At 56.6% G+C, this 25,069-nt stretch carries 40 protein-coding genes and 1 riboswitch; of the genes, 32 read left to right on the forward strand and 8 right to left on the reverse strand.

Translation table 11 applies throughout. From position 1 onward, the window contains the following. Nucleotides 1-78 precede the first annotated feature (78 nt). The 30 genes from rplC to yegQ all read left to right on the forward strand — a co-directional run bounded on the left by rplC (nucleotide 79) and on the right by yegQ (nucleotide 17,537). Nucleotides 79-717, forward strand: a complete 639-nt coding sequence (gene rplC / locus OM794_RS00795) for a 50S ribosomal protein L3 (RefSeq protein ID WP_035582685.1) — start codon at nucleotides 79-81, stop codon at nucleotides 715-717. Between the two features lie 15 nt (nucleotides 718-732). Beyond that, complete coding sequence (rplD, locus tag OM794_RS00800; RefSeq protein ID WP_007112005.1) at nucleotides 733-1,338, forward strand: 50S ribosomal protein L4; 606 nt, start codon at nucleotides 733-735, stop codon at nucleotides 1,336-1,338. Beyond that, on the forward strand, nucleotides 1,335-1,631 hold the full coding sequence (rplW, locus tag OM794_RS00805; RefSeq protein WP_008959167.1) for a 50S ribosomal protein L23: 297 nt from the start codon (nucleotides 1,335-1,337) through the stop codon (nucleotides 1,629-1,631). The genes rplD and rplW overlap by 4 nt, the downstream gene beginning before the upstream one ends. Nucleotides 1,632-1,648: 17 nt before the next feature. Continuing rightward, nucleotides 1,649-2,479, forward strand: coding sequence for a 50S ribosomal protein L2 (gene rplB, locus OM794_RS00810; RefSeq protein ID WP_008959166.1), 831 nt, complete (start codon nucleotides 1,649-1,651; stop codon nucleotides 2,477-2,479). 33 nt (nucleotides 2,480-2,512) lie between these two features. Next, nucleotides 2,513-2,788, forward strand: a complete 276-nt coding sequence (rpsS, locus tag OM794_RS00815; RefSeq protein WP_009098993.1) for a 30S ribosomal protein S19 — start codon at nucleotides 2,513-2,515, stop codon at nucleotides 2,786-2,788. Nucleotides 2,789-2,806: 18 nt separating this feature from the next. Beyond that, complete coding sequence (rplV, locus tag OM794_RS00820; RefSeq protein ID WP_007112002.1) at nucleotides 2,807-3,139, forward strand: 50S ribosomal protein L22; 333 nt, start codon at nucleotides 2,807-2,809, stop codon at nucleotides 3,137-3,139. 10 nt (nucleotides 3,140-3,149) lie between these two features. After that, nucleotides 3,150-3,854 (forward strand): 30S ribosomal protein S3, encoded by a 705-nt coding sequence (gene rpsC, locus OM794_RS00825; protein WP_088702074.1) that lies wholly within the window; start codon nucleotides 3,150-3,152, stop codon nucleotides 3,852-3,854. Between the two features lie 15 nt (nucleotides 3,855-3,869). After that, nucleotides 3,870-4,283 carry a 50S ribosomal protein L16 gene (gene rplP, locus OM794_RS00830; protein WP_007112000.1) on the forward strand — a complete coding sequence of 138 codons (414 nt, stop codon included), beginning with the start codon at nucleotides 3,870-3,872 and terminating at the stop codon, nucleotides 4,281-4,283. Then, on the forward strand, nucleotides 4,283-4,474 hold the full coding sequence (gene rpmC / locus OM794_RS00835) for a 50S ribosomal protein L29 (protein WP_007111999.1): 192 nt from the start codon (nucleotides 4,283-4,285) through the stop codon (nucleotides 4,472-4,474). Before rplP ends, rpmC begins: the two co-directional genes overlap by 1 nt. A gap of 1 nt (nucleotide 4,475) precedes the next feature. Then, nucleotides 4,476-4,736, forward strand: a complete 261-nt coding sequence (rpsQ, locus tag OM794_RS00840) for a 30S ribosomal protein S17 (RefSeq protein WP_007111998.1) — start codon at nucleotides 4,476-4,478, stop codon at nucleotides 4,734-4,736. A gap of 49 nt (nucleotides 4,737-4,785) precedes the next feature. Further along, entirely contained in the window at nucleotides 4,786-5,157 is a 372-nt protein-coding gene (gene rplN / locus OM794_RS00845; RefSeq protein ID WP_008959163.1) for a 50S ribosomal protein L14, read from the forward strand. 14 nt (nucleotides 5,158-5,171) lie between these two features. Beyond that, a complete protein-coding gene (gene rplX, locus OM794_RS00850; RefSeq protein WP_088702075.1) occupies nucleotides 5,172-5,486 on the forward strand; it encodes a 50S ribosomal protein L24 in 315 nt (104 codons plus the stop codon). Between the two features lie 18 nt (nucleotides 5,487-5,504). After that, nucleotides 5,505-6,044: a 50S ribosomal protein L5 gene (rplE, locus tag OM794_RS00855; RefSeq protein WP_035582688.1), complete on the forward strand. Its 540-nt coding sequence runs from the start codon at nucleotides 5,505-5,507 to the stop codon at nucleotides 6,042-6,044. Nucleotides 6,045-6,054: 10 nt separating this feature from the next. Further along, a complete protein-coding gene (gene rpsN / locus OM794_RS00860) occupies nucleotides 6,055-6,360 on the forward strand; it encodes a 30S ribosomal protein S14 (RefSeq protein WP_040479530.1) in 306 nt (101 codons plus the stop codon). Between the two features lie 32 nt (nucleotides 6,361-6,392). Beyond that, entirely contained in the window at nucleotides 6,393-6,785 is a 393-nt protein-coding gene (gene rpsH / locus OM794_RS00865) for a 30S ribosomal protein S8 (protein WP_088702076.1), read from the forward strand. 9 nt (nucleotides 6,786-6,794) lie between these two features. Then, nucleotides 6,795-7,325, forward strand: a complete 531-nt coding sequence (gene rplF, locus OM794_RS00870) for a 50S ribosomal protein L6 (RefSeq protein WP_088702077.1) — start codon at nucleotides 6,795-6,797, stop codon at nucleotides 7,323-7,325. A 9-nt stretch (nucleotides 7,326-7,334) separates the two neighbouring features. Next, nucleotides 7,335-7,685: a 50S ribosomal protein L18 gene (rplR, locus tag OM794_RS00875; RefSeq protein ID WP_008959159.1), complete on the forward strand. Its 351-nt coding sequence runs from the start codon at nucleotides 7,335-7,337 to the stop codon at nucleotides 7,683-7,685. 11 nt (nucleotides 7,686-7,696) lie between these two features. Continuing rightward, nucleotides 7,697-8,197 carry a 30S ribosomal protein S5 gene (gene rpsE, locus OM794_RS00880; RefSeq protein ID WP_007111990.1) on the forward strand — a complete coding sequence of 167 codons (501 nt, stop codon included), beginning with the start codon at nucleotides 7,697-7,699 and terminating at the stop codon, nucleotides 8,195-8,197. Between the two features lie 6 nt (nucleotides 8,198-8,203). Next, nucleotides 8,204-8,386 carry a 50S ribosomal protein L30 gene (gene rpmD / locus OM794_RS00885; protein WP_226250595.1) on the forward strand — a complete coding sequence of 61 codons (183 nt, stop codon included), beginning with the start codon at nucleotides 8,204-8,206 and terminating at the stop codon, nucleotides 8,384-8,386. A gap of 3 nt (nucleotides 8,387-8,389) precedes the next feature. After that, a complete protein-coding gene (gene rplO, locus OM794_RS00890; RefSeq protein WP_101147111.1) occupies nucleotides 8,390-8,824 on the forward strand; it encodes a 50S ribosomal protein L15 in 435 nt (144 codons plus the stop codon). Continuing rightward, a complete protein-coding gene (gene secY, locus OM794_RS00895) occupies nucleotides 8,825-10,156 on the forward strand; it encodes a preprotein translocase subunit SecY (protein ID WP_071695006.1) in 1,332 nt (443 codons plus the stop codon). A 64-nt stretch (nucleotides 10,157-10,220) separates the two neighbouring features. Then, entirely contained in the window at nucleotides 10,221-10,334 is a 114-nt protein-coding gene (rpmJ, locus tag OM794_RS00900; RefSeq protein WP_008959154.1) for a 50S ribosomal protein L36, read from the forward strand. A gap of 123 nt (nucleotides 10,335-10,457) precedes the next feature. Next, nucleotides 10,458-10,814, forward strand: a complete 357-nt coding sequence (gene rpsM / locus OM794_RS00905; protein ID WP_022520863.1) for a 30S ribosomal protein S13 — start codon at nucleotides 10,458-10,460, stop codon at nucleotides 10,812-10,814. 39 nt (nucleotides 10,815-10,853) lie between these two features. After that, nucleotides 10,854-11,240 (forward strand): 30S ribosomal protein S11, encoded by a 387-nt coding sequence (gene rpsK / locus OM794_RS00910; RefSeq protein ID WP_007111985.1) that lies wholly within the window; start codon nucleotides 10,854-10,856, stop codon nucleotides 11,238-11,240. A 12-nt stretch (nucleotides 11,241-11,252) separates the two neighbouring features. Further along, a complete protein-coding gene (rpsD, locus tag OM794_RS00915; RefSeq protein ID WP_008959152.1) occupies nucleotides 11,253-11,873 on the forward strand; it encodes a 30S ribosomal protein S4 in 621 nt (206 codons plus the stop codon). 99 nt (nucleotides 11,874-11,972) lie between these two features. Further along, on the forward strand, nucleotides 11,973-12,968 hold the full coding sequence (locus tag OM794_RS00920; protein ID WP_008959151.1) for a DNA-directed RNA polymerase subunit alpha: 996 nt from the start codon (nucleotides 11,973-11,975) through the stop codon (nucleotides 12,966-12,968). A 39-nt stretch (nucleotides 12,969-13,007) separates the two neighbouring features. After that, complete coding sequence (rplQ, locus tag OM794_RS00925; protein ID WP_008959150.1) at nucleotides 13,008-13,394, forward strand: 50S ribosomal protein L17; 387 nt, start codon at nucleotides 13,008-13,010, stop codon at nucleotides 13,392-13,394. 323 nt (nucleotides 13,395-13,717) lie between these two features. After that, nucleotides 13,718-15,052 (forward strand): D-alanyl-D-alanine carboxypeptidase, encoded by a 1,335-nt coding sequence (locus OM794_RS00930; RefSeq protein ID WP_226250596.1) that lies wholly within the window; start codon nucleotides 13,718-13,720, stop codon nucleotides 15,050-15,052. Between the two features lie 87 nt (nucleotides 15,053-15,139). Beyond that, nucleotides 15,140-16,015: a DMT family transporter gene (locus OM794_RS00935; protein ID WP_226250597.1), complete on the forward strand. Its 876-nt coding sequence runs from the start codon at nucleotides 15,140-15,142 to the stop codon at nucleotides 16,013-16,015. 130 nt (nucleotides 16,016-16,145) lie between these two features. Continuing rightward, on the forward strand, nucleotides 16,146-17,537 hold the full coding sequence (gene yegQ / locus OM794_RS00940) for a tRNA 5-hydroxyuridine modification protein YegQ (RefSeq protein WP_226250598.1): 1,392 nt from the start codon (nucleotides 16,146-16,148) through the stop codon (nucleotides 17,535-17,537). Here yegQ and OM794_RS00945 read toward each other — a convergent pair. The 6 genes from OM794_RS00945 to OM794_RS00970 all read right to left on the reverse strand — a co-directional run bounded on the left by OM794_RS00945 (nucleotide 17,530) and on the right by OM794_RS00970 (nucleotide 21,896). Beyond that, on the reverse strand, nucleotides 17,530-18,267 hold the full coding sequence (locus OM794_RS00945) for a DODA-type extradiol aromatic ring-opening family dioxygenase (RefSeq protein ID WP_226250599.1): 738 nt from the start codon (nucleotides 18,265-18,267) through the stop codon (nucleotides 17,530-17,532). The two genes, yegQ and OM794_RS00945, sit on opposite strands and share 8 nt — an antisense overlap. Before the next feature lie 67 nt (nucleotides 18,268-18,334). Next, entirely contained in the window at nucleotides 18,335-18,760 is a 426-nt protein-coding gene (locus OM794_RS00950; RefSeq protein ID WP_226250600.1) for a DoxX family protein, read from the reverse strand. A gap of 78 nt (nucleotides 18,761-18,838) precedes the next feature. Next, on the reverse strand, nucleotides 18,839-19,759 hold the full coding sequence (locus OM794_RS00955; protein WP_226250601.1) for a LysR family transcriptional regulator: 921 nt from the start codon (nucleotides 19,757-19,759) through the stop codon (nucleotides 18,839-18,841). After that, complete coding sequence (gene thiE, locus OM794_RS00960; RefSeq protein ID WP_226250602.1) at nucleotides 19,756-20,388, reverse strand: thiamine phosphate synthase; 633 nt, start codon at nucleotides 20,386-20,388, stop codon at nucleotides 19,756-19,758. The genes OM794_RS00955 and thiE overlap by 4 nt, the downstream gene beginning before the upstream one ends. Beyond that, nucleotides 20,378-21,187 (reverse strand): hydroxyethylthiazole kinase, encoded by an 810-nt coding sequence (gene thiM / locus OM794_RS00965; protein ID WP_226250603.1) that lies wholly within the window; start codon nucleotides 21,185-21,187, stop codon nucleotides 20,378-20,380. Before thiM ends, thiE begins: the two co-directional genes overlap by 11 nt. 23 nt (nucleotides 21,188-21,210) lie before the next feature. Next, nucleotides 21,211-21,309: riboswitch (TPP riboswitch) on the reverse strand. Nucleotides 21,310-21,551: 242 nt separating this feature from the next. After that, nucleotides 21,552-21,896 carry a hypothetical protein gene (locus OM794_RS00970; RefSeq protein WP_226250604.1) on the reverse strand — a complete coding sequence of 115 codons (345 nt, stop codon included), beginning with the start codon at nucleotides 21,894-21,896 and terminating at the stop codon, nucleotides 21,552-21,554. A 243-nt stretch (nucleotides 21,897-22,139) separates the two neighbouring features. Here OM794_RS00970 and gloA point away from each other — a divergent pair, with 243 nt between their 5' ends. Both gloA and OM794_RS00980 read left to right on the forward strand, forming a co-directional pair. Further along, the gene (gene gloA, locus OM794_RS00975; RefSeq protein ID WP_226250605.1) at nucleotides 22,140-22,673 is read left to right on the forward strand and encodes a lactoylglutathione lyase; all 534 of its coding nucleotides are present in this window, start codon (nucleotides 22,140-22,142) and stop codon (nucleotides 22,671-22,673) included. Nucleotides 22,674-22,682: 9 nt separating this feature from the next. After that, nucleotides 22,683-23,051: a DUF6164 family protein gene (locus OM794_RS00980; RefSeq protein ID WP_226250606.1), complete on the forward strand. Its 369-nt coding sequence runs from the start codon at nucleotides 22,683-22,685 to the stop codon at nucleotides 23,049-23,051. Nucleotides 23,052-23,067: 16 nt separating this feature from the next. On the opposite strand, the gene OM794_RS00985 is transcribed toward OM794_RS00980, so the two are convergent. Together OM794_RS00985 and ampC are read right to left on the reverse strand one after the other, a co-directional pair. After that, complete coding sequence (locus tag OM794_RS00985) at nucleotides 23,068-23,733, reverse strand: cupin domain-containing protein (RefSeq protein WP_211594845.1); 666 nt, start codon at nucleotides 23,731-23,733, stop codon at nucleotides 23,068-23,070. A gap of 154 nt (nucleotides 23,734-23,887) precedes the next feature. Then, nucleotides 23,888-25,060 carry a class C beta-lactamase gene (ampC, locus tag OM794_RS00990; RefSeq protein WP_265154184.1) on the reverse strand — a complete coding sequence of 391 codons (1,173 nt, stop codon included), beginning with the start codon at nucleotides 25,058-25,060 and terminating at the stop codon, nucleotides 23,888-23,890. Nucleotides 25,061-25,069 lie beyond the last annotated feature (9 nt).

Genomic DNA, 25,069 nt, shown 5'->3' on the forward strand with positions numbered 1-25,069 from the left:
CATACAATGTGCTAGTGGAATGCTCTGGAAAGGGCAGCCATAGCGGGTGATAGCCCCGTACACTATAGGAGACTGAGTATGACTATCGGTTTAGTCGGTAAAAAGGCCGGGATGACCCGTGTCTTTACCGAAGACGGCGCGTCTGTGCCCGTAACCGTTATTGAAGTTGATCCTAATCGTGTTACACGCGTTAAATCTGTCGAGTCTGACGGTTACGCAGCGATTCAGGTCACATCTGGCTCTCGCAAAGCTAAGCACCTCACAAAAGCGCAGGCTGGTCAGTTTGCCAAGGCGGGTGTTGAAGCTGGTCGTGCACTGATGGAGTTTCGTCTTGCAGAAGGCGAAGAGATTCCTGAAGTGGGCGGCGAAATCACCGTATCCCTCTTCGAAGCTGGTCAAATGGTTGACGTGACTGGCACCTCTAAGGGTAAAGGCTTCCAGGGTGCTGTTAAGCGCTGGAACTTCCGTACCCAAGATATGACTCACGGTAACTCTCTGTCGCATCGCGCGCCGGGTTCTATCGGCATGTGTCAAACACCGGGTCGCGTTTTCAAAGGCAAAAAGATGGCCGGTCAAATGGGTAACGCCCGTTGCACCGTGCAGAGCCTTGAGATCGTCCGTGTCGACGCCGAGCGTAACCTGCTGCTGATTAAAGGCGCCGTACCGGGTGCTCCCGGTAGTGACGTTATCGTTCGCAGCGCCGTGAAAGCAGGCTGAAGGGGATAATTACCAATGAATCTGAATCTTGCTGCAGGCGCGGGTACCGTTGAAGTAGCCGACGCCACTTTTGGCAAAGAATTCAACGAAGCGCTCGTTCACCAGGTTGTCACTGCCTATTTGGCGGCTGGTCGTCAGGGAACCCGCGCACAAAAGAGTCGTTCCGACGTTCGTGGTGGTGGTAAAAAGCCGTGGCGTCAGAAAGGCACCGGTCGTGCACGTGCCGGTACCATCCGCTCTCCGCTATGGCGTAGCGGCGGCGTAACCTTCGCGGCGCGTCCGCAAGACTACACCCAGAAGGTTAACCGCAAGATGTACCGTGCAGCGATGCGCTCCATCTTGTCAGAGCTGGTACGTCAAGAGCGTTTGGTCGCGATTGAAGAGTTCGTCGTCGATGCGCCTAAGACCAAGCAGGTAGCTGCCAAGCTAAAAGAGCTCAACCTTGAGAAAGTGTTGATCGTCACTGAAGAAGTTGACGAAAAGCTCTATTTGGCCGCACGCAACCTTCCCCACGTTGACGTGGTGGATGTCGCGGCAGCTGACCCGGTAAGTCTGGTCGCCTTTGATAAGGTGCTGATTACCGTCTCCGCCCTGCGTAAATTCGAGGAGAAGCTGGCATGAACCAGGAACGCGTATTTAAGGTTCTGCTTGGGCCGCACGTGACCGAAAAGGCCGCAATGGCAGCCGAGCGCAACCAGTACGTTTTCAAGGTGGCATCTGATGCTACCAAGCCCGAGATCAAGAAAGCCGTTGAAGCACTTTTCGGCAAGAAGGTCGGCAGTGTTCAGGTACTGAACATGAAGGGTAAAACGAAGCGTACTGCGAACGGCGTTGGCCTGCGTAAGGGTTACCGCAAAGCGTATGTGACCCTGGCTGCGGGTGAAACGCTCGAAGACTTCTCTGGCGCCGAATAAGGGCAGGAGTACGGATAATGGCAATCGTCAAGACCAAACCCACTTCCGCCGGTCGTCGCCACGTCGTCAAGATCGTTGGTGAGGAACTGTTTAAAGGCCGTGCCTATGCACCGCTGTTAGAAAAACAGTCCAAGTCCGGCGGCCGTAACAACTACGGTCGTATCACCACCCGCCACGTGGGCGGTGGTCATCGTCACCACTATCGGTTGATCGATTTCAAACGCACCAAGGATGGCATTCCTGCCACCGTTGAGCGTCTTGAGCACGATCCCAACCGCAGTGCGCACATTGCGCTGCTGAAGTATGCCGATGGTGAGCGTCGTTACATCATTGCACCGAAAGGTGTCAGCGCGGGTGACGTGCTGGAATCTGGTGTAAACGCGTCAATCAAGAAAGGCAATGCCTTGCCGCTGCGTAACGTCCCGTTGGGTTCTACGGTGCACTGCATCGAACTCAAGCCGGGTAAAGGTGCGCAGATTGCTCGCAGTGCCGGTACAAGCGCCCAGTTGGTTGCTCGTGAAGGTAACTATGCCACCCTGCGTCTTCGCTCTGGCGAAATGCGTAAAGTGTTGGCCGAGTGCCGCGCGACCTTGGGTGAAGTGAGCAACTCTGAGCACAGCCTGCGTCAACTTGGCAAGGCCGGTGCGAAGCGCTGGAGAGGTGTGCGTCCGACTGTTCGCGGTGTCGCGATGAACCCAGTCGATCACCCGCACGGTGGTGGCGAAGGCCGCACCAGTGGTGGTCGTCACCCGGTATCCCCATGGGGTGTGCCGACTAAGGGTCATAAGACGCGTAAGAACAAGCGCACCGACAAGCTGATCATTCGTCGTCGTAATAAGACGCGTTGATCTAAATTGCCAAGACATTAAGAGGTAACGGCTGTGCCACGTTCACTAAAGAAAGGTCCCTTCATTGACCTTCATCTTTTGAAGAAGGTAGAGGCTGCAGTGGAGAAGAACGATCGCAAACCGATCAAGACTTGGTCGCGTCGTTCTATGATCCTGCCCAATATGGTAGGCCTCACTATCGCGGTCCATAATGGTCGCCAACACGTCCCGGTGCACGTATCCGAGGAAATGGTTGGCCACAAATTGGGCGAATTCGCTGCTACTCGCACTTATCGCGGGCATGCGGCGGATAAGAAAGCCAAACGGTAAGCCAGAGAGGATTGAGAGATGGAAGTCACAGCTAAGCTGCTTGGCGCTCGTTTATCCGCCCAGAAGGCCCGTTTGGTGGCTGACCAGGTGCGCGGTAAACCTGTCGCCGAGGCACTCGACCTGCTGACCTTCTCACCGAAGAAGGCTGCCAAGCTGGTTAAGAAGGTGCTGCAATCCGCGATTGCAAACGCGGAAGAAAATAACGGCATGGATATTGACGAGCTGCGTGTCTCGACCATCTGCGTCGATGAGGGCATGACGCTCAAGCGTATCAAGCCGCGTGCCAAGGGGCGTGCGGATCGTATCTTGAAGCGCACGTGCCACATCACCGTCAAGGTAGCCGAGAAGTAGGAGTCGACCGATGGGTCAGAAAGTCAATCCAACAGGCATTCGACTGGGCATCGTCAAAGACCATGCTTCTGTCTGGTATGCTGAGCGCGGCGCTTACGCCGATAAGCTCAATAACGATCTCGAAGTGCGTAGCTTCCTGGAAGAGCGTCTCAAAAGCGCCTCTGTTAGCCGCATCCACATCGAGCGTCCGGCGAACAATGCCCGCATCACCATTCACACTGCCCGTCCGGGTATCGTGATCGGTAAGAAAGGTGAAGATGTCGACCGTCTGCGTCGCGATCTCACCCAGATGATGGGCGTTCCCGTGCATGTGAACATCGAAGAAGTTCGCAAGCCGGAGCTGGATGCCAAGCTAGTCGCTGCTAACGTAGCGGGTCAGCTTGAGCGTCGCGTCATGTTCCGTCGTGCGATGAAGCGCGCGGTACAGAACGCAATGCGTCTTGGCGCTGGTGGCATCAAGATTCAGCTGTCAGGTCGTCTTGGTGGCGCTGAAATCGCACGTACCGAATGGTACCGCGAGGGTCGCGTTCCGCTGCACACACTGCGTGCGGATATCGACTACGCCACTTACGAAGCTCACACCACCTATGGCGTTATCGGCGTCAAAGTGTGGATCTTCAAGGGTGAAATCCTCGGCGGTATCGAGGAAGTACGTGCCAAGGCTAAGCAACAGCAGCCTGCCGGCAACGCGCCCAAGAAGAAAGGTTCCAGGTAAGGGGAGAGCGAGTCGATGTTACAGCCCAAGCGTATGAAATTCCGCAAGATGATGAAAGGCCGCAACCGTGGCCTGGCGCATCGCGGAAGCAAGATCAGCTTCGGGGAATACGGCCTTAAAGCTACTGGTCGCGGCCGCATCACTGCGCGTCAGATCGAAGCAGGCCGTCGTGCGATCACACGTCACGTAAAACGTGGCGGTAAAATCTGGATCCGCGTCTTCCCTGATAAGCCGATCTCCAAGAAGCCGCTCGAAGTTCGTATGGGTAAAGGTAAAGGTTCTGTTGAGTACTGGGTTGCCCAGATCCAACCGGGTCGGGTCCTGTATGAAATTGAAGGCGTGTCGGAAGAGCTCGCACGTGAAGCGTTTGAGCTTGCCGCACAGAAAATGCCCTTATCCACCACCTTTGCGAAACGGACGGTGATGTGATGAAAGCCCAGGAAATTCGTGAAAAGTCCGCAGGAGAGCTCCAGGAGCAACTCCTCGAACTCCTCCGCGAGCAGTTTAACCTGCGCATGCAGAAGGCCACAGGCCAACTGAGCCAGACTCATCTGCTCAAGCAGGTCCGCCGGGATATCGCCCGCGTTAAGACTTTGCTCAACGAGAAGGCAGGTGATTGAGATGGCCGAAGAAAACACAAAGCGTACGCTCACCGGTAAAGTGGTGAGCGATAAGATGGACAAGTCCATCGTCGTCATGATCGAGCGGCGCGAGCGTCACCCGATCTACGGAAAATACGTTAAGCGCTCCACCAAGCTGCACGCCCATGATGAGGCGAACCAGGCTAAGGCAGGCGATACGGTCTCTATTCAAGAGTGCCGTCCGCTTTCCAAGAAAAAAGCTTGGACGCTGGTCGAGGTGGTTGAACACGCCAAGGGTTAACCCCCTGGCTTGTCAATCAGTGCAGTCAGATTAGGTTTGGAGAAAACCGATGATTCAGACTCAGACAATGCTGGATGTCGCCGACAACAGCGGAGCGCGCCGGGTGCAGTGCATCAAGGTGTTAGGCGGTTCACATCGTCGTTACGCTCGCGTTGGTGATATCATCAAGGTCACGGTTAAGGAAGCGATTCCGCGTGGCAAGGTCAAAAAAGGCCAGGTGCTAAAAGCGGTCGTGGTCCGGACCCGTAGTGGCGTCCGTCGTCCCGACGGTTCGCTCATCCGTTTCGATGGAAATGCGGCAGTTTTGTTGAATAACACCAACGAACAGCCCATCGGTACCCGTATTTTTGGGCCGGTGACTCGTGAACTTCGTAATGAAAAGTTCATGAAGATCATTTCCTTAGCGCCTGAAGTGCTGTAAGGAGCGAGGCGGATATGCAAAAGATCAAACGTGACGATGAAGTCATCGTCATCGCCGGGAAGGATAAAGGCAAGCGTGGCACCGTTAAGCGGGTATTAGATAACCGCTTTTTGGTGTCCGGTGTGAACATGATTAAACGTCACACCAAGCCAAATCCCATGGCGGGTAATCAGGGCGGTATCGTCGAGCGTGAGGCTCCGATTCACGCGTCCAACGTAGCCATCTTCAATTCGGAGACCGGTAAGGCGGATCGCGTCGGCTTCCAAGTGAAGGAAGACGGTACCAAGGTACGTATCTACAAGTCGACGCAGACGCAGATCGACGCCTAACGCGAGTCGGGTAGCAAAATGGCGAACTTGAAAGAACGTTATCAAAACGAGGTAGCAGCTCAACTCAAAGAAGAGTTCAGCTATGCCAACGTTATGCAGGTACCCCGGATCACTAAAGTGACTCTGAACATGGGTATCGGCGAAGCAGTCAACGATAAAAAGTTGATTGACAATGCCATCGGTGACCTAGAGAAACTCTCTGGTCAAAAACCGTTGGTGACCAAAGCACGTAAGTCCATCGCGGGCTTCAAGGTGCGCGAAGGTTGGCCCATCGGCATCAAGGTAACACTGCGCGCTGAGCGTATGTGGGACTTCTTGGATCGTTTGGTTTACATCGCGATTCCCCGCGTGCGTGACTTCCGTGGTCTCAACCCGAAGTCTTTCGACGGTCGTGGCAATTACTCCATGGGTGTGCGTGAGCAGATCATCTTCCCGGAGATCGAGTATGATAAAATCGATCGCATCCGGGGGTTGGACGTCACTATCACGACGACCGCCAACACCGACGAGGAAGGTCGTGCGCTGCTAACCGCGCTGAACTTCCCGTTTAAGAAATAGGGGCGAGATCATGGCTAAGAAAAGTATGGTAGAGCGTGAGCTTAAGCGTACTCAGCTGGTTGCGAAGTACGCGACCAAGCGCGCTGAACTCAAGAAGATCATCTCAGACGTGAACACGACTGAGGAAGACCGCTTCGAGGCGACGCTGAAGCTGCAGCAACTGCCGCGCGACTCAAGCCCGGTGCGTCAGCGTAATCGCTGCCGTATTACCGGTCGTCCGCACGGTTTTTACAACAAGTTCGGCCTTGGCCGTAACAAGCTGCGTGAAGCCGCCATGCGTGGCGACGTTCCAGGACTGAAAAAGTCCAGTTGGTAACGCCACGTAGAATTATCAGGAGCGCACATTAAATGAGCATGCAAGACACTCTGGCGGATATGTTTACCCGTATCCGCAATGCGCAGATGGCCACCAAGGAGACGGCAACCATGCCGTCCTCCAAGTTGAAAGTGCAAGTGGCCCGAGTGCTAAAGGAAGAAGGCTACATTGCCGACTTTGCGGTAGCGGAGGGCACTAAGCCTGAGCTAACCGTAACTCTCAAGTACTTTGAGGGTAAGCCGGTCATTGAGCACATTCAGCGGGTTTCCAAGCCGTCCCTGCGCCGCTACATGGGCAAGGATAACTTGCCTAAGGTTGCCGATGGCCTGGGTATCGCGATTGTCACCACATCCAATGGTGTCATGACCGATCGTGCCGCGCGCCAAGCGGGTGTCGGTGGCGAAGTCATCTGCACCGTATTCTAGGAGGCTGGAATGTCCCGCATAGCGAAATATCCGGTTAAAGTGCCTGCCGGCGTTGATATTAAAATCAATGCTGACCAGCTGACCGCCAAAGGCGGCCAGGGCACGCTATCTATGACCATCCACTCTGATGTAGTGGTCGGTCAAGAAGATGGCCAGCTGACCTTCGCCCCGAGTGAGTCTGCCAAGAGCTGGGCCATGGCCGGTACTACCCGCGCCTTAGTTCAGAACCTGGTAACGGGCGTATCCGAGGGTTTCACAAGAACTCTCGAAATTGTTGGCGTCGGTTATCGTGCCCAAGCTAAGGGCCAGACGCTCAATCTTTCACTGGGCTTCTCGCACCCGGTCGACTACGAACTGCCTAAAGGTGTTACAGCGGAAACGCCGAAGAACACCGTTATCGTGCTGAAAAGCGCCGATAAGCAGCAGCTCGGCCAGTGCGCCGCGGAAATCCGCGCCTTCCGTCCCCCTGAGCCGTATAAAGGCAAGGGTGTTCGGTACGCCGACGAGCAGGTGCGTCGCAAAGAAGCCAAGAAGAAGTAAGGCAGGGTTATGAACGCGAAGAAAGAATCTCGTCTCCGTCGTGCCCGCCGCGCTCGCGCAAAGATCCGCGAGCTGGGCGTGTATCGCCTGTGCGTCAACCGTACCCCGCGTCACATCTATGCGCAGATTATCTCGCCGGATGGTGGCAAAGTGCTAGCCAGTGCTTCTACGCTGGATAAAGCACTGCGCGAGGGTGCGACCGGCAACTCAGATGCGGCCTCTAAAGTAGGTGCTCTGATTGCTGAACGCGCTAAAGAAGCAGGCATCACCCAGGTGGCCTTCGACCGTGCTGGCTTTAAGTATCACGGCCGCGTTAAGGCGCTGGCCGACGCCGCACGTGAAGGCGGCCTGGAATTCTAAAGGGTTTTACGATGGCGAAGAACGAACAGCAAAGCGGTGATCTGCAAGAGAAGTTAGTGCAGGTCAACCGCGTCGCCAAGGTGGTCAAAGGTGGTCGTATTTTCGGCTTCACCGCACTGACCGTCGTTGGTGATGGTAAAGGTCGTGTCGGTTTCGGTCGTGGCAAGGCGCGTGAAGTGCCTGTCGCAATCCAGAAAGCGATGGATCAAGCTCGTCGCAACATGGTCAAGGTGAACCTTGCTGGCCATACGCTGCAGTACCCGGTCAAAGCCCGTCACGGTGCTTCCAAGGTGTACATGCAGCCGGCTTCCGAAGGTACCGGTATTATCGCCGGTGGCGCCATGCGCTCTGTACTAGAGCTTGCCGGTGTCCACGACGTACTGGCCAAGTGCTACGGTTCCACCAACCCGGTTAACGTGGTTCGAGCGACTGTTAAAGGTCTCTCCTCCATGCAAGCACCGGAAGACGTGGCCGCCAAGCGCGGTCTGTCTGTCGAAGCGATCACGGGGTAAGGCACCATGGCAGCAACGATCAAGGTTACCCAGATCCGCAGCACCATCGGCATTATGCCCAAGCACAAGGCTACTATTAAAGGCTTGGGTCTGCGTCGCATCGGTCATACGGTTGAACTGGAAGACACCCCTGCCGTACGCGGCATGATCCACAAGGTGAACTACCTTGTGCGCGTTGAGGGAGAGTAATCCATGAAACTCAATAACCTAAGCCCGGCTCCGGGCTCCAAACACGCTGCAAAGCGCGTTGGTCGTGGCATCGGTTCCGGTCTTGGTAAGACCGGTGGCCGTGGTCACAAAGGTCAGAAGTCACGTAGTGGCGGCAGTGTTAAGCCCGGTTTCGAAGGCGGTCAGATGCCTTTGCAGCGTCGTTTGCCGAAATTCGGCTTTACGTCTGCAAAATCTCTGGTCTCTGAAGAAGTGCGCCTGGCTGAGCTTGCTAAAGTTGCCGGTGGCGAAGTCACCATGGCATCTTTGAAAGAAGCCAACGTGCTGAAGGATGCTACGCTACACGCGAAGATCATCCTTTCTGGCGAACTGAAAACAGCGGTTACCGTTCGCGGAATCAAGGTCACCAAAGGTGCCCGTGAAGCGATCGAAGCCGCTGGCGGCAAGGTAGAGGACTAAATGGCCAAGTCAGGAAACATGCCGGCGATGGGCAGCGGTCTGAGTGAACTGTGGGCGCGTTTGCGCTTCGTGCTCCTCGCCATCGTGGTGTACCGTATTGGTGCCCACATTCCCGTTCCCGGTATCAATCCTGACCAGCTTGCTGCCTTGTTTAGGGAGCAACAGGGCACCATCCTGGGCATGTTTAACATGTTCTCGGGTGGCGCCCTGGAGCGTATGAGTGTCCTCGCCCTGGGTATCATGCCCTATATATCGGCGTCGATTATCATGCAGCTCATGACTGCGGTCTCCCCTCATCTTGAGCAGCTCAAGAAAGAGGGTGAGGCTGGCCGCCGCAAGATTAGCCAGTACACCCGCTACGGCACGGTGATACTGGCGTTTGTCCAGGCAGTCGGCATGTCCGTCGGTCTGGCTAGCCAAGGCATCGCGTACACTGCTGACTTCAGCTTCTATTTCACCGCCGTGATTACGTTCGTATCGGGCGCGGTGTTTATGATGTGGCTAGGTGAGCAGATTACCGAGAAGGGTATCGGCAACGGTATTTCGCTGCTGATCTTCGCCGGTATTGTCGCGGGACTGCCCAGCGCCGTGGGCCAAGCCTTTGAGCTTGCCCGTAATGAAGGGGCCTGGAATGTTCTGCCGCTGTTAGCGCTGTCGGTGTTAGGGATTGCGACTGTCGCCTTTGTGGTGTTCATTGAGCGCGGCCAACGCCGCCTTAAAGTGAATTACCCGCGGCGGCAAGTGGGCAATAAGATGTATGCAGGGCAAAGTAGCTACCTGCCTTTGAAGGTCAACATGGCCGGTGTTATTCCGGCTATTTTTGCCTCCAGTATCCTGCTCTTCCCGGCCTCTATTGGTCAGTGGGTAGGTGCCGGTGAAGGTATGGAGTGGTTGCAGCGTGCATCTCAGGCATTAGGCCCAGGTCAACCGCTTTACATCTTGCTTTTCGCGGCGGCAGTGGTATTCTTCTGCTTCTTTTACACAGCGCTGGTCTTCAACCCCAAGGATGTGGCTGACAATCTTAAAAAGTCAGGCGCTTTCCTGCCGGGCATTCGCCCCGGCGAGCAGACCGCTCGCTATATCGACAAGGTCATGACACGTTTGACCCTGTTCGGTGCCTTGTATATCACTGCGGTTTCCTTGATGCCCCAGTTCTTGATTGTGGCGTGGAACGTGCCGTTTTTCTTCGGCGGTACCTCGTTGTTAATCGTAGTCGTGGTCATCATGGACTTCATGGCCCAGGTGCAGTCGCATCTCATGTCGCATCAGTATGACTCAGTGATGAAGAAGTCCAACCTGAAAGGCTACGGTAGCGGCGGTATCATGCGCTGAGGCGCCGTCCAACCCTATTAAGTTAGAGAGGGCGCGCCGCGAGCCGGTTTTTGGAGAAAGATCGATGAAAGTTCGAGCTTCCGTAAAGAAAATGTGCCGTAACTGCAAGATCATTCGTCGCAATGGCGCTGTCCGCGTCATCTGCAGCGAACCACGGCACAAACAGCGCCAGGGTTAATAGCCTGGGTTGTATTAAGCGGGTGCCAGCATACCCCTTGCCTTAGGGCAATTGATGGGGTATGCTGTTGCGCCTTTTGTAGATGAATAAACGAGCAAGCCGCTCAAATTTCGGAGTAAGCTGATGGCCCGTATTGCAGGCGTCAATATCCCGGACAACAAGCATGCGGCGATCTCGCTGACCTATATCTTCGGGATTGGCCGTACCCGTGCTGAGCACATCTGTGCAGCAGCCGGTATCGCGCCTACTGCCAAGATCCAGGATCTGTCTTCTGAAGAAGTCGACACCCTGCGTTCTGAAGTTGGCAAGTACACCGTAGAAGGTGACCTTCGTCGTGATGTTACGCTTAACATTAAGCGTCTCATGGACTTAGGTTGCTACCGTGGTCTGCGTCATCGTCGTAGTCTTCCGCTGCGTGGTCAGCGGACCAAGACTAACGCGCGCACCCGTAAGGGCCCGCGTAAGCCGATCCGCAAATAACACGCACGTTCTGGCGTAAAGACAGGAATAGACATCAACATGGCTAACCCGCGTAGTAACCGTAAAAAGGTTAAAAAGCAGGTAGTGGATGCGATTGCGCATATCCATGCCTCTTTTAACAACACGATCGTGACGATCACAGACCGCCAGGGCAACGCTCTTTCTTGGGCGACTGCCGGTGGTTCGGGTTTTCGTGGTTCTCGCAAGAGCACCCCGTTCGCTGCTCAAGTGGCAAGCGAACGTGCAGCAACTGCTGCAGCCGAGTATGGTGTGAAAAACGTAGATGTACTGGTTAAAGGCCCAGGTCCCGGTCGTGAATCCGCCGTGCGCGCACTGAATGCCGCCGGCTTCCGCGTGCAAAGCATCGTAGACGCGACGCCCATTCCCCATAATGGCTGCCGTCCGCCTAAGAAACGCCGCGTTTAAGGAGACAGATTCATGGCTCGTTATATTGGACCTAAGTGCAAACTGTCTCGTCGTGAAGGCACCGACCTCTTTTTAAAGAGTGGTGTGACTCCCTTCGAGAAAAAGTGTAAATCCGAGCAGATCCCGGGTGTACACGGCCAGCGTCGTCAGCGTCTTTCAGACTACGGCTTGCAGCTTCGCGAGAAGCAAAAAGTACGTCGCATGTATGGCGTACTCGAAAAACAGTTCCGTAACTACTACAAAGAAGCCGCTCGCCTGAAAGGCGCGACCGGTGAAGTATTGTTGCAGTTGCTCGAATCCCGACTGGATAACGTCGTCTACCGCATGGGCTTCGGCTCGACTCGCTCTGAAGCGCGTCAGCTGGTCAGCCACAAGGCGATTTCCGTGAACGGCCGCACCGTTAACGTAGCTTCCTATCAAGTGAAGCCGGGTGACGTTGTTTCCATTCGCGAGAAGGCGAAAAACCAAGCTCGTATTCAAAGCGCGTTGTCCATTGCGGCCAACCGTGGCGATATCGCTTGGATCGAAATCGACGCCAAGAAGATGGAAGGCACTTTCAAGGCTCTGCCTGAACGCGGTGACCTGTCTGCCGACATCAACGAAAACCTGATCGTCGAGCTGTACTCCAAGTAAGCAGCATTTCTGTTTCTTGTCGATCTGGTGGCGGTTTAACCCCCGCGCCAGATCGTACCGAGTACCAAGTATCCGTTTGGCAGCCTGAAAGGTGTTCATATGCAGCGTTCAGTGACAGAGTTTCTCCGTCCTCGCGACATCAAGGTCGAAGAAATCAGCGCACATCACGCCAAAATCGTGCTCGAACCGTTCGAGCGTGGCTTTGGTCACACCCTGGGGAATGCACTACGTCGCATTCTGCTTTCTTCTATGCCCGGCTGTGCCGTGGTAGAGGCTGAAATCGCCGGCGTCGAGCATGAATACAGTGCGCTCGAAGGGGTGCAGGAAGATGTCATTGAGATCCTCCTGAACTTGAAAGATGTTGCGATCAAGATGCACAGCCGCGATGAGGCGGTGCTCACGCTGAACAAGCAGGGCCCAGCCGTCGTCACTGCTGGCGACATTGCGCTTGATCATAGCGTCGAAATCGTCAACCCGGACCACATCATTGCTCATGTCAATGAAGGTGCCGAGCTGAAAATTCAGCTTAAGGTAGCGCTGGGTCGTGGCTACGAGCCGGCTGACGCGCGCGGCTCTGATGAAGAGACACGTGCCATTGGCCGCCTGCAGCTGGATGCCACCTTCAGCCCTGTCCGCCGTGTTTCCTACTCGGTTGAAGCTGCTCGTGTCGAGCAGCGCACCGATCTCGATAAGTTAATTATCGATCTGGAGACCGACGGTACCCTGGATCCGGAAGAGGCTATCCGTCGCAGTGCGACCATCCTGCAAGAGCAGCTGGCCGCCTTCGTCGACCTGGAAGCTGATAAAGAGCAGGAAGTCGAAGAGGAAGAGGATCATGTCGATCCAATTCTATTGCGCCCCGTAGACGATCTTGAGTTGACCGTTCGCAGCGCGAACTGCCTAAAAGCCGAGAATATTTACTATATCGGTGATCTCATTCAGCGCACAGAAGTGGAGCTGTTGAAGACACCGAACCTCGGTAAAAAGTCTTTGAATGAAATCAAAGACGTATTGGCGGCGCGTGGCTTGTCCCTCGGTATGCGGCTGGAAAATTGGCCACCCGCTAGCCTGAAGGACGACAAGGCCTCCGCGTGAGCGTCGACTTGAGTCCCAGTTTGGTAAGGAATTACAACCATGCGTCATCGTAAGAGTGGTCGTCATCTGAATCGCACCAGCTCGCATCGTCAGGCCATGTTCAAGAACATGTCTGTCTCGCTGGTCGAGCATGAAGTCATTAAGACAACCCTGCCGAAAGCCAAGGAGCTGCGTCGCGTCATCGAGCCGCTGATCACCTTGTCTAAGCAGGATAGCGTTGCAAACCGTCGTTTGGCGTTTGCCCGCACGCGCTCTAAAGAAGCCGTCGGCAAACTGTTCAACGAACTAGGTCCGCGTTATGCCGAGCGTCCGGGCGGTTACGTCCGTATTCTCAAGTGCGGTTTCCGCACCGGCGACAACGCGCCTATGGCGTTCGTTGAGCTAGTTGACCGTCCGGTTGTTGAAGAAGCCGCTGCAGAAGAGTAATCCTCTGCGCCAGAGCCTCTTTGGTAGCGAATGAAAACCGACCCCTAGAGGGTCGGTTTTTTTATGGACGCATTAATCTTCTCTTTTTCTGCGCTTAACTGCCTGTTAATCACCTATACTCGGCATATTATTAAACGTAGTGAGCGGTGCTATTCCGCCTGCCCAAGCCTTGCGTTGTCCCTAGAGTGTGGCATGGTAGTGAAGCTGTGGCAGGGTGTTCAAACAGTAGTTAGTACTAGCGCATTGATAACAAGCAAGGGGCAGGTATGTATGCGAGGATAAAAAGCGCTGTCGGGGGAGCGTCGGCAATAGGGTTTTTGAGTATGCTAATGCTGCTCATACTCGCGATGGTCACCACTGCGCATGCCGACAACCCGCGTTACGCGGGTATCGTCGTGGATCTGGACAATGGCGAAGTGCTTTACGCCGAGAATATTGACGATCAGCGTTACCCTGCGTCGCTGACCAAAATGATGACGCTCTATCTCACTTTTGAAGCGTTAGAAGAGGGTACGCTGCGCCTGGATCAACCCTTGCCTGTCTCCGCTTACGCGGCCGCCAAGCCCGCTGTTAAACTGTGGCTGGCTGCCGGCAGCTCGATTCCTGTGGACACCGCCATTCGTGCACTCGCAGTTCGCTCAGCGAATGACGTTGCCGCCGTGGTCGCCGAAGCCCTCGGCGGCAGCGAAGCGAATTTTGCGCAAATGATGACCACCAAGGCGCGCGAGCTGGGCATGCACGCCACCACCTTTCGCAACGCTTCCGGCTTGCCGGATGATGGCCAAATCACCACGGCCCGTGACATGCTAACGCTCTCGGTACGCGTAATGCAGGATTTTCCCCAATACTACCACTACTTCGGCTTGCAAGAGTTCACCTACCGCGGCACCCGGCATACCAGCCACAACCGCCTGGTGCGTGACTACCCGGGCGCCGATGGCCTAAAAACCGGTTTTATTCGTGCCTCTGGCTTTAACGTGGCGACCACCGCAATGCGCGGTAACCGGCGATTGGTCGGTGTGGTGATGGGCGGTTTTTCATCCCAGTCCCGGGATACCCACATGGCCAACCTACTCGACCGCAGCTTCCTGCGCGCATCGCTGCGTGACCAGCGAAACTGGATGGGTGACACGGATTTCTCGCGGGAATTTATGGCCTTTGCGCCCCCTGCACAGCCAGTTGCACCACCGCAGCCCGCACCCCAGCAACCCCTATTAGCGGTGGTCGAAACCACTACCTTGTCGCCAGCGGCCAACGCCACCCCCTCGACGCCGGTGGTTGACCTTGAAGAGCAGCTAGCCGATATAGTCACCATTCAGCGCCCCCCTGCCGTCAGCGAAGAGCCGCAGCCTGACCCTCTACAAGCGTTTATTGAGCGGGAACGTCAGATGGCCGCCGCCAATAACGAAGCGGGTGGCGGATGGGGTGTGCAAGTCGGCGCGTTTAGTCGCGAAGCCCAAGCGCGGCAATTGGCCCAGCAAGCGGCTCAACGCATCGCCCAGAGTTTAGGCGGACGCGTCGCTGTGGACACGGTAGAGGGCCAAAACCCGGTTTATCGCGCCCGGCTAATGGCGTTGGACGAGCAGCGCGCTCGCCAGGCCTGCCGAGAGCTGCACTCCCAAGGCATGGACTGTATGGTCGTTAACGCCAGCTTATAAAAGGATGGGCCGTCATCACCCCGTCAATGGCTAATTGGCGGGGTTTTTGTTTTTTTTGGGTGTTGAACAGTGGACAGGGAGATCGCGGTGACAACCTCACTGAAAGGCATATTCTGCATGTGTTTGGGGGTTCTGTTTTTAGCCCTGGGCGACGCGGTTTCCAAATGGTTAGGGGAAGTACACTCGCCGCTGCAGATTATTTTCTTCCGTACCTTGGTATCGCTACCGCTGATTGCACTGCTTGCCCATTTTGCCGGTGGCTTACGCAAGCTGCGCACAAAACGGCCGGGCGTCCATCTCCTGCGCGGGCTGATCTATACCGCCACCATGGCCTGCTTCGTATGGGGGCTAACGCTGTTACCCTTGGCAGAAGCCACAGCGATCGCCTTTGTGGCGCCGCTTTTTGTCACTTTGTTGTCAGTGCCTTTATTGGGTGAGCGGATTGATCCACCGGTACTTATTGCATCACTCGTGGGGTTTGTCGGTGTGCTGATCGTGGTGCGTCCTAATGGTGACGCCTTCCAGGTGGGCGCGCTGGTGTTGGTAGCCGCGGCGCTGTTTTATGCCTTAATGATGATTACCGCACGCCGCTACGGCGCCCGCGAACACCTCTGGGCGATGCTGTTCTATATGACCTTTGTGCCATTGGTGATTACCGGACTAACGCTGCCCTGGGTGTGGCAGACGCCCCACCCCTGGCACTGGGTAGGTTTTTTCGCTTCGGGCATATTGGGCGTTGCGGCCACTGCGTTTATCACTCTGGCCTTTCGGTTTGCCCCTGCGGCCATCGCCGCGCCGTTTGATTACACTGCTATGCTCTGGGCGGTACTGTTGGGTTGGTGGTTTTGGGGTGAAATGCCGGATCTCTGGGTCTGGGTAGGCAGCGCCTTGATAATGGGCAGCGGGTTAGCGGTGGCGTATCATGACCGGCGCACGACCCTGAAACGTCGTCCAACGGCGTAAACACAGGTTACTTTTTGATCCAGGTCACGGAAGCCGTGAGCTTGCCAAAACGGCGGGTTTGGGCTGGTTATAATCCAGCCCTTTCGGCGCAGCCCGCTGCGTGCCATCGTCCTGATCGCGGTGACCCTCTATGCAAGCCCCCGAACGACTGAAGCAAGCTCCCGAACTGCTTTCCCCCGCCGGTACCTTCAAGAACATGCGTTACGCCTTTGCCTATGGCGCTGATGCAGTTTACGCGGGGCAGCCGCGCTACTCTCTGCGGGTGCGCAACAACGATTTTAAAATTGATAACTTACATCGCGGGATTGAGTACGCCCATGCCCGGGGCAAGCAGTTTTACGTGGCATCCAACATTGCCCCTCACAACAGCAAACTGAAAACCTACCTACAGGATATGGCGCCGGTAATTGAGGCAGGGCCCGATGCGCTGATTATGTCGGATCCCGGCCTGATTATGATGGTACGCGAACGTTGGCCGGAACAAGCCATCCACCTCTCGGTGCAATCGAATGTCGTCAACTGGGCTGCCGCCCAATTTTGGCAGCAGCAGGGTATTAGCCGCATCATTCTGTCTCGGGAGCTGTCACTGGAGGAGATCGGTGAAATAGGTGACAAGTGCCCAGGCTTAGAGATCGAGACCTTTGTTCACGGCGCGCTGTGTATCGCCTACTCAGGGCGCTGCCTGCTATCGGGCTACTTCAACCATCGCGACCCTAACCAAGGCACCTGCACCAACGCGTGTCGCTGGAAGTACAACACCATAGCGGCGACCCAAGATGACAACGGCGAATTGATCGCCGCCCAGGGAGTTGGCACCGCAACCGCCGACACCCAGAACGAGCTCTCGGCGCTGATTGAGGAGGTTTCCCGCCCCGGCAAGCTGATGCCTGTCTATGAAGATGAGCACGGCACCTACATTATGAACTCGAAGGATCTGCGCGCGGTGCAGCATGTGGCTCGGCTGACGCAAATGGGCGTGGCATCGCTAAAGATCGAGGGACGCACCAAGTCCCATTATTACGTCGCGCGTACTGCGCAAGTCTATCGGCAGGCTATTGATGACGCCGTCGCTGGGCGTCCCTTTAATAAACGGTTAATGGATGAGCTGGAAAACCTGGCGAATAGAGGCTACACCGAGGGCTTCTATCAGCGCCATGTTCACGGCGAGTTCCAGCGCTATGAGCAGGGGCACTCCATTGGCGTTCACCAACAGTTCGTCGGTGAAGTGCTGGGTTTTGATCCGACTCGTGGCACCTTGGAAGTCGAGGTTAAAAATCGCTTTGAAGTGGGGGATGGCATGGAGCTTATGCTGCCAGGTGGCAATCACCGCTTCGTGCTCGAGCATATCGAGAGCTTACAAGGCGAAGCGCAAAACGCAGCGCCTGGCTCGGGACATCGCGTACGAATCCCCCTCCCCCAGATCAGCATCACTCCTGAACAGCTTGAGTTTGCGCTGTTAATGCGTGATCTCACGCCTTCCAAAGCAGAACCACCTGAATCGTTAGGGGTAGCGATCAGCTAAAGGCATAAACGTCCATGGCAAGCACCCCGTGCTCCACGCTGTGGTGCAGCTGGCTAGCTTCGCCTCCCGCCCCCATAGCCACCAGCAGCGGCTGGAAATGCTCTGGGGTGGGATGATTCTTCTGGGCCTTGGGTGCGCGCTCCCAGCTAAGCAGTGCGTCGCGATCATTGGCGATAAGACGCTCGCTTACCCAAGTGGCGAACTCATCGACCCAGGCGGGCATAGGGCTCGCCTGGGGCATGAGTTCACGCAAGTTATGGGTCAGGCTGCCCGAGCCGATAATTAATACTCCTTCTCCCCGCAGTGCCGACAGGCGCTCGCCCAGCGCGACCAGTTCCTGATTGCTCCAGCGCACCGGTAGCGAAAGTGAAACAACCGGCACATTGGCATCAGGAAACATCAACGAAAGGGGCACCCAGGCGCCGTGATCAAGGCCACGCTCTACCCGCTCGGCGCCCAGTAACAGGGCCAGCCGTTCAGCCAGTTCAGGTTCGCCAGGGGCGGGGTACTGGCACTCGAAAAGCGCCCGTGGGAAGCCGCCAAAGTCGTGGATGGTCTCCGGCTTGGCGCTGGTACTAACCTTGAGCGCCAGGCTCTCCCAGTGTGCCGACACCACGACCACCGCCTTGGGTGACAGCTGTGTGCCCAGTTCGCGGAGGAAGTCGTGAGCCGGGGTTTTATTAAGCGCCAGCATGGGTGAACCATGGGAGATAAATAGGCTAGGTAACATGAGTAAGTCTCCACAGCAGCATTGCCAGCGCTGGCGGTGAGGCAAGGGCTGGCAATAGGGTTAGGTGTTAGGCGAAGCGGGGGCTTAACACCCAGCGGCCGCTGCCCAGGCCCGCTTGCACGATTAACGCCAGCGTCCAGAACATCGGGAATTCCCAACCGCCGCCGGCATTTGAGAACATCCAGCCGTTGCCAAGATGCACCCAGGCAGCGCCAAGCAGTACCGGCACCAGGGCCAGGCTCACCCAACGGGTGTACACACCCAGAATCAGGGCGGCTCCACCGCCGATTTCGGCTGCAATGGTCAAGTAGGCCAGAAATCCGGGTAAACCCAGTGATTCAAAATAGCCGACGGTGCCGGGCAGGGTAAACACAAACACCTTGAGCAAACCGTGGGCCAGCGCCATCACACCCAACGCAACACGCAGTAGCGAGATGGCATGGGGCTGTAGAGAGGGCTGTAAAGCGGGAGTGGAGTGAGTATACGTTGTCATAGGAGTAGCTTCCATCGAGTGGTTGATGACGCTACTTTACAGCCGGATAAGATCGAGATAATCAGCTTATTTTGCACATCACTGTTGCGAAATTGGCGACAATCCAATGTTTTGCTCCCAAACCGGCGGATCGCCCCATGCTTCGGTAAGCAGGTCGATAAAGCGCTCCACCTTGGCGGGCAGGTAGCGCCGGGCGGGGTAGAGCGCGTGCACATCGAGCCTCACCGGTGGCTCATTGGCCAAAATGGGCACTAAACGCCCGCTGGCGATACTCTCTGTAACCAGAAAGCTGGGCTGTTGAGCGATGCCCAGGCCTGCTTCCGCGACGTGGGTGAGTACATCGCCGTTATTGCTTTCCAGCGGGCCATTGACCGTCAACGACTGTGTGGCAATCTGCCAGTCAGCGCTCTGCTGGCCGCTGCGATAGCGCAGGCAGCGGTGCTCGGCAAGGTCTTTAACGCTGCGGGGTTCACCGTGGATGGAAAGGTACTCCGGCGAGGCGCAAAACAGCAGTCGGCAGCGGGTCAGACGTCGTGCCACCAGGCTGGAATCAGGCAGGCTGCCGATACGAATGGCCAAGTCATACCCCTCTTCCAGCAGGTCGACGCGGCGGTCGTTCAGATCCAGACGCACTTCAAGCGCTGGATGGGCCTGCATAAATTGAGCGACGAGTGGCGCCAGGTAGCGGGTGCCAAAGCTCATCGGCCCATTCACCCGCAGCCGCCCGCGCACATCGCTGGTACCTTGGCCCACCTCGGCGGCGGCTTCATCGAGCGCTTGCAGAATCCCTTGGGCGCGAACCAGATAGCGCTCCCCGGCTTCGGTGAGGTGTAGCCGTCGCGTAGTGCGCTGTATCAGACGCGCCCCCAGCGTCTCTTCCAGTGCCATGACCTGACGGGATACCCGCGTGCGGGAAAGATCCAGCGCTTCGGCAGCGCGGGTGTAGCTACCCAGCTCGGCTACCCGCACAAAAGCGACGATATGCTCCAACTGATTCATGACGCCGAAGCAGCTTGGAAAACCTGAAAAGCGCGCGCTGCCTGGTAAGGGTCGGGCTGACCACAAATAGCCGATATCACCGCTAAACCATTCGCTCCTGCCCGCTGTACGCTAATCGCATGATCCGCTTTCAGCCCACCAATGGCCACGCTGGGCAGTGGGCACGCCTTGACCAGCGCAGCCAAGCCACCAAAGCCGATGGGCTGGGCGTGATCCTGCTTGCTCTGGGTGGCAAACACCGGGCCAATCCCGACATAATCAAGCAGCTCAAACGGCGTGGCTTGCAGTTGGGCGATGGTATTGATCGACAAGCCGATAATCGCCTGCTCACCTAACACCCGGCGCGCTTCCTGAACGGCGACGTCGCTCTGGCCGACATGCAGTCCATCTGCCTGGCTTTCTAATGCCACCTGCAAGCGGTCGTTAATGATCAGCGGCACGCCGGTGCCCGCCAGAAGTGCTTTTAACCGTTTGGCTTGGGCGGTCATTTGTTCATCGCTGGCATGCTTGTCACGCAACTGCACGATGGTGACGCCGCCTCTTACCGCTGCCTCAACCGTTTGTTCCAAACCATGCTCTCGGCAGAGCGGGGCATCGGTGACCAAATAGAGCGATAGATCAAGCGGCATGGGTTGCCTCCAGTTGGGCATAAGTAGTGAGGTCGTCAGGAGTGAGTTGATAAAGCGCATCCAGTAGTGCCACTTGAAAACTACCAGGTCCGTTGGCGTGGCTGCCTGCACGCTCCCCTGTGACCGCAAAGCAGGCCAGTGCGGCTGCCGTTGCACCCAGTGGGGCATCGCGGCTGGCAGCCACAAATCCCGCCACTAGCGCGCTCAGCCCACAGCCAAGCGTTGTTACGCGAGGCATCAAAGGGTGGCCACCGTTAATGCGGTAGTGCTGTTTGCCGTCCGTCACCCAGTCGCTTTCACCGGTCATCGCGACAATACAGCCGTGTTTTTGCGCTAACGCTATCGCAGCATCCACGGCTTGGTCGGTGGCGGCTGTGGTGTCCACGCCGCGGCCTTGGCTAGCTAAACCGTTAAGGGCAAGAATTTCAGACGCGTTGCCACGAATCACGCTGGGTTTATTGGCCAGCAGTTGCGTGCACAGCGTTTGGCGATAGCGCGTGGCGCCAACGGCGACGGGATCCAGTACCCAAGGAATTGCGTGTTGATCAGCAGTCGCTGTGGCGGTCAGCATCGCATCGGCCCAGTGGGAGGAGATCGTGCCAATATTGATCGAAAGCCCCGCGGAAATAGCCGTGAATTCAGCCACTTCTTCAGGCGCATGCAGCATGGCGGGCGACGCGCCGGTGGCTAACAGCAGGTTGGCAGTGCTGTTCATGGCCACATAGTTGGTCATACAGTGAACCAGCGGTGTGGCTGCGCGCAGCGTCGCAAGGTAATCGCCAAGCGGGCGTAGAGTCATAGCATCCTCCCGGCAGGGAGGTGGTAAGCGTTACCACGACTCCCTACGCCGGTGTTATCCGGTTCAGGTTCAAAGGGTGCTTCTCAGCCCAACCGTAACGAAGGGCGCCCCTGTCGAGGGATTACTATCCTTGCCTGAAGTCGCCCTGTAAAGCCCTCCTACGCCATCGCACATCTCGTTATCGAGCGCAGGTTTACGCGAGGGCGCTGTTAACCCGTCCTTGGGCGCTACTTTCGCCATCTGACCGCCATGGAGGGTGGAAATGCCGGAAATGTATGAAACTTTTTCCGGCCCTGGTCGAAAGGCCCTCGCTTCAACCTGCCCTCGTATCCGTTATTGGATAACCTTGCCGGGTCTCTGGCATCTAACGAAACGAAATACGTGTACCGTAGGTAAGCATTTCATCAGGTGTCATCGCTTTACCCTCTACCCCAATCATCTCGTCACCACACTGGTCGGCGAAGGTCAGCACGCCGTGGGTCAAGCCCAGTTGGCCCAGGGTATCGCGGATTTCACCGGTGCCCAGGAAAGTGCTGACGTGGCCCTTGTTATCGCTAAGCTCAGACACGCCGTTAGCATGATGAAAACGTACTTTGTAGATTCCATCCATCGACTCGACTTCAACAATTGGCGAAAAACCGTTATGAAGCGCATTGGAAAGCTGTTTTAGCGTCAGGCGGTCACCCAGCGTCATATCGATCGCACTCATGAAAAACTCCTGTGGACGCCTCAAAGGTGGGGCATCACTCATGTTGCGGAAACTGCTTTTTGTAGAGCTTATGAATAATAAGTGTAGGGTTTCTGTTTAGTATTGCCAGTGCGCCTAATGTGATACTGAGTTGGTGAATCCTACATGCTTGTAAGGGCTGGTATTATGGCCCTAAAGCCCCCATGGTAAACGGGACGTGAGGCGAATGGATCTAATGATCAGCATCAGCGACAGGAGAGCAAAATGAGTTTTCAAGGCGAGCAGCATCCCGGCGTTGTGGCCACACCACCCCAAACCCAAGGGTTTCGTTTAAACCACACCATGCTGAGAGTGAAAGACCCTGAGCGAGCACTGGCGTTCTACTCAAAAGTGTTTGGTATGCAGGTAATGCGGCGGTTGGATTTCGAAGAGATGCAGTTTTCGCTCTACTTCCTGGCCAATGTAGAGCCCAGCGACAGCGTGCCCGAAGATGCCCAAGCGCGTACCGCCTGGACGTTTAGCCAGAAAGGATTGCTAGAGCTGACCCACAACTGGGGCACTGAAGACCAGCAAGATTTTGCCTACCACGATGGCAACGCGCAGCCCCAGGGCTTCGGGCATATCTGCTTTAACGTACCGGATTTGGCAGCGGCCCAGGCGTGGTTCGACGAGCACGACGTGACCTTTGTGAAACGCGCTGACCAGGGCAAGATGAAAGATGTTATCTTCGTTAAAGACCCGGACGGTTACTGGATCGAAGTGATTCAGGCAGACCTGATGGTAGGGAAAAGCGACTGAGGCACGCCAATGGCTGAACTACTGTTCCGGCTGCGCCATGTGACCGACGAAGAAGCCATGGAGGTGCGTGACCTGCTCGCCGCCCATGGCTTTGATACCTATGAGACCCAGGCGGGCTTTTTTCGCCTGGGGGTCGATGCTATTTGGCTGCGCAACCCGCATCAACATGACGCTGCCATTGCGGCGTTAGAGGCCTATCAGGCGGAACGCCTTGAGCGCGCCCAACGCGAGCACCAGGCGGCGGTTGAGCGGGGTAACGCCGAGACGCTGTGGAGTCGCTTGGCCGCTCACCCGTTGCAGGTCGTGCTAGTGCTACTCGCCGTGGGACTTATTGCTGCCCTGACGCTACTGCCGTTTTTAGGCTTGTCCCGCGCCTGACACTGAATCTAACCGCTCAAGCGGGCGGCAGGTGCCCCCGTTTGAGGTACATCATAACCCCATCCTCACCAGCCGTTAGCGCTGGCGCTGCACCGCTCGGGTAGCGGCACCAGGTGCCCGCAGTGTAGCTCTGCTCGCTATCGCTTAGCGTGCCTTCCAGAATCAAAAACTCGAGACCGCCCAGCAGCGTGGGGTAGGTAATGGAAGTGCCCGCCGACCAGCGTTCCAGGCTGGTGCGCTCTTGTTTGTAGGTGTGCAGCATCTTGTAGGCGATGCGCGGGCGCCGGTCTGGCTGCCAGGGCAGCCGGTGGGCGGGCACCGCCAGCTGGAGCGTGTCGTTAGGATCAAACTGATGCAGTTTGACAAAAATCAGCGCGCCCTCTTCGCCAATCTGCGGGGTATGGCCGGTACCGATGGGGTTGCGTAAGTAGCTGCCGGCGGCGTAGCGCCCATGCTCATCGGCGAACACACCTTCCAGTACCAGAATTTCTTCGCCGCCACCGTGGGTATGCCGCTCAAACTGGGTGTTGGGGGCGTAGCGAACGAGGCTGGTCGCGCGGGCAACTTCGTCACCAATTCGGTCAAACATCATGCGCTCTACCCCCGCGCTGGGGGAGTCGACCCACTGGTACTCTTCCGGGGTAACACAGGCAAAGTGGCTAAAATCGGCGTTTAGACGCATGGGAATGGCTCTTCGCAGTGAAGGTAAGTGACGGGGAGGAGGGGGACTAGTCTCCTTATTGATAGCAAAAAATGCAACTTTCGGTTGTTTGATCTTCGCTATATGGCCATAAAAAAGCCGCCCGCAGGCGGCGTTAGGTGGTCGGGTGGCCTACTTAGGGCGCTTCAGTCAGCTCGGAAAGGAGGTGGTGGGCTGCCTCGATACGCGCCTGATTGGGGTAGTTACGGTTGGCCAGCATGACAATACCGACCTGCTCGCTGGGCACAAAGGCCACATAGCCACCAAAACCGTTGGTCGAGCCGGTCTTGTTGTAGAGTGCCTGCTGCCTGGGGGCTAACGGCGGGGTTAGGCGGTCGACGGGGTTGGGCTCCAGGATCATCTCAAGGGAGTTACCCTCTAGCAGTTGCTCAAGCGCCACCGGGTAGGCGTAACTTTCCCAGCCCAGGCCCTGCGTCATATTGCCAACCTCAAAGTAGCCTGTGCGCGTAGTCGCCAAGGCTTGGCTCAATGGCTCATCAAGCGCCGTTGCACCCATATTGGCTTCCACAAACGTCAGCACATCGGCGGCGGTGGATTTCAGGCCATAGGCCTGAGCATCCAGCACGCCAGGGTTGACCCGTATGGGCTCGTCCTCTTTCGAGTAGCCGTAGGCGTAGTTCGCCTGCTGTGCGTCAGGCACCTGGAAAAAACTATGTTCGAGCCCCAACGGCGCGAACAGCGCTTCTTCCATCGAGGTGTCGTAGGGCTGGCCAAGGCGTTGGGCGGTTAAATAGCCCATCAGCCCGATGCTCGGGTTGGAATAGAGCCGGTGACTGCCAGGGGGGGACTCAGGCTGCCACTGGCGATAGAAGTCGATCATCTGCTCTTCGTTTTGTACCCCCTCAGGGAACTGCAGTGGAAGCTCACCTGCCGTGTAGGTGCCCAGCTCCAACAGGCTAATCTCATCGAAGGCGCTGCCTGCCAGTTCAGGCAGGTACTGGCTGGCCGGGTCGGAAAGCGAGAGCGCACCGCTGGACTGGGCATAGCCTGTTAACGCCGCCGTGAAGATCTTACTGATCGAGCCGAGTTCGAACAGCGTCTCCTCTGTGACTGGAGTACCCGCTTCCTGATCGGCTTCCCCATAATTAAAATAGTGCTGCTGACCGTTGATGCTCAGCGCAATCGCCATCCCTGGGATACGGTGCTCGGCCATCAACGGCGCGATAGTATCGTTCACCAGCGCCTCAAGGTCGGCGCTTTCAGGCGTGTCGGATGCCCAGGCAGAGCTATTGAATAGAAGCGAACCTGTCATGATAAGGCCGCAGTTTGCTGCTAACATCTTACGCATACCAAAATC

This window comes from Halomonas sp. BDJS001, assembly GCF_026104355.1.
Taxonomy (GTDB): Bacteria; Pseudomonadota; Gammaproteobacteria; order Pseudomonadales; family Halomonadaceae; genus Vreelandella.